The organism is Paenibacillus sp. 1001270B_150601_E10, assembly GCF_015558675.1.
Classification (GTDB): Bacteria; Bacillota; Bacilli; order Paenibacillales; family Paenibacillaceae; genus Paenibacillus_B.
In genome coordinates this window covers 457,537-460,127 of sequence record NZ_JADMOL010000002.1, presented here as the reverse complement: position 1 = coordinate 460,127, position 2,591 = coordinate 457,537, and the positions used below count along the sequence as shown (strand labels likewise).

Below are 2,591 nucleotides of genomic sequence, written 5' to 3'. Positions count from 1 at the left end.
AGACTCGTGTTAGAAATTAAAATCAACCAGCGTCTCTGCAATCTCGTTAAATGTACTTGCTGACTGATTGAAGTAGTGTTCCCAAGCTTCCTTGCTCCACACTTCCACACGATTTTGAACCCCTATGACCATACATTCTTTCTCAAGCTTGGCATACTCTCGAAGATGGCTAGGAACGTTGATGCGACCTTGCTTGTCCCACTCGCACTCCGTTGCACCGGAGAAGAAAAAGCGGGTGAACGCACGCGCATCCGCCTTCATCAGTGGCAGCGCCTGAAGCTTCTGCTCCAGAATAGTCCACTGATCCATCGGGTAAACAAACAAACATTGGTCCAATCCTCTTGTCAAGACGAATGTGGTTCCAAGGTTATCACGGAGTTTGGCAGGAATAATCAATCGGCCCTTGTCATCAATGTTATGCTGATATTCGCCCATGAACATTCTCTACCACACCTCCCCCTTTTTCCACCACATCTCACCACTTTTCACCACTGACGGTTATCTATTCGCCATTCAAAACAAAAATCCTGCTTCGTAAGCAGGATTTCTTGTGTCAAGACCTAAATCAATATAAAACCCGCGTGATCACCAAAAACGTTGATCCACCGCGGGTTTCCTTCATTTATAGAAAGCAGTTCTTTGTTAATTACCAAAAATTACTTTTCACTGTCTGTTTCATTTTCATCTGGTTTAGAGGATTGATCATCCTCTGCTTCCCCCACATGGTGTTGAGCAAGCATCTTCTGATTGAGCTCCATCATTTCTTTTTGTCTTTCCTTATATCGTTCATTGCGATGCTGTTGACTGCGCTTTACAATCCAAAGCACAGGAAGTCCAATAATGAGCAGCACAATCAGGTAAGGCAGCATGGCAGCCAGCAAGAGCACTAATCCCTGCAGCAAGTTAATCAGGGATTCAACACTGGCCTGCAGTGTTCCGCCAAGACGTTCCCCAAACGTTTTCTCTAATGCGGATGGTTCATTGCCCTGTTTAAGCGTTTCATATAAACGAAGCTCAATCGTGGACATGGCTACATTTTGATCCAAATAGTTCATTCTTCCCTGAATGCGTTCTATCTTCTCCTGGGACGCCGCTAAATCTTGAGAGAACTTCAGCAGATCGGATGTATTCTTCGCCTGCTCCATAAATGATAGCAATCTTGCTTCCTCGACCTTCGCTACCTTCAATCTGGCTGCCAAGTCCACATACTCCTCCGTCACATCAGTGGCGGAATAGTTGCGCTCATACCGAAGGTGCTCAAGCTTATTCAGCTGTTCAAGCATCGATTGAAAACCTTGAGCAGGCACCTTGATCTTAAAAATTCCTGCACGCTCATATTCAGAATATTGATCGTTAAATTCAAGAATGTATCCACCCGAGAGGTGAATCATATCTTGGATCCGCTGCTTGGCAGCTTCATAATCCTTAACCTCCATTACGAGGTTTGCGCTATAGATGAGCTTTCGGTCTTTCACAGCAGCATTCGCTTCTGCTGCCGCTCCCCCTCCCGTGTTGTTGTCTGCAGTCAAGTGTTCTTCAGAACCTTCCGTTGATGATTGCTCCGTCTTAGCCGCTACATCCCCGGCAGCTTGATTCGATGATGCTGGGGAATCAGCTAATGATGATGACTTGGAGTCCAACTCATTCGAACCAGAACCTGAGGAGCAGCCCGCTGCAATAACAAGAAACATCAATAACCAGAGCATGCTTAACGACATTCTGCTTCGCTTGCTGATGCACACCTTCTCCTTATTGACCATTAAATAACCCCCTATTTGTATAATCGTTATTTATTGGATATTCTGGGTGATATGTACTATACGACAACAGGCACTGGTTTGTTGCACCAGTGCCTGTTCCTATTGCGAAACAATTGTGTCTATGTTTAGATCTCTGCTTAATGATACGATTAATGCTCCTGCCAGCTGTCCAAGTAGCTCTTCTGCTCCTCGCTCAGCGTGTCAACCGAAATACCTAGGGAAGCAAGCTTCAGGCGAGCTACCTGCTCATCAAGCTCATATGGAACATTGATTACTTTCTTGCCAAGCTCTTGATACTTCTCATTGACGTATTTCAAGCTCATCGCCTGCAAGGCAAAGGTCATATCCATAATTTCCGCTGGATGGCCATCCCCAGCTGCCAAATTCACAAGGCGTCCCTCTGCAAGCACATAGACGCTGCGGCCATCCTTCAACTGATACTCTTCAATGTTGCGGCGAACCGTGCGCACTTGAGTAGACCGCGCTTCAAGCTCTGGCTTGTTCACTTCAACATCAAAGTGTCCAGCATTCGAGAGTATGGCGCCATTTTTCATAACATCATAATGCTCACCGCGAATAACGTCGCGATTGCCTGTTACTGTTACGAAGATATCCCCAATCTTTGCAGCCTCCATCATCGGAAGAACGGTAAAACCATCCATGTATGCTTCTACAGCGCGAATGGAATCGATCTCCGTCACGACGACATTGGCACCAAGACCTTTGGCACGCATTGCTACGCCTTTACCGCACCAGCCATAGCCAGCTACGACAACGGTCTTGCCTGCCACAACCAGGTTCGTCGTGCGGTTGATGCCATCCCATACGGAT

At 46.5% G+C, this 2,591-nt stretch carries 3 protein-coding genes; all 3 read right to left on the bottom strand.

Annotated elements, in window-relative coordinates:
• Window positions 1-9 precede the first annotated feature (9 nt).
• Window positions 10-441: a division/cell wall cluster transcriptional repressor MraZ gene (mraZ, locus tag I2H74_RS07005; protein WP_195572759.1), complete on the bottom strand. Its 432-nt coding sequence runs from the start codon at window positions 439-441 to the stop codon at window positions 10-12.
• Between the two features lie 215 nt (window positions 442-656).
• A complete protein-coding gene (locus I2H74_RS07000) occupies window positions 657-1,760 on the bottom strand; it encodes a DUF4349 domain-containing protein (RefSeq protein ID WP_195572758.1) in 1,104 nt (367 codons plus the stop codon).
• A 149-nt stretch (window positions 1,761-1,909) separates the two neighbouring features.
• Window positions 1,910-2,591: adenosylhomocysteinase (locus tag I2H74_RS24525; RefSeq protein WP_229106437.1), on the bottom strand; the 682-nt coding region annotated here is incomplete at its 5' end.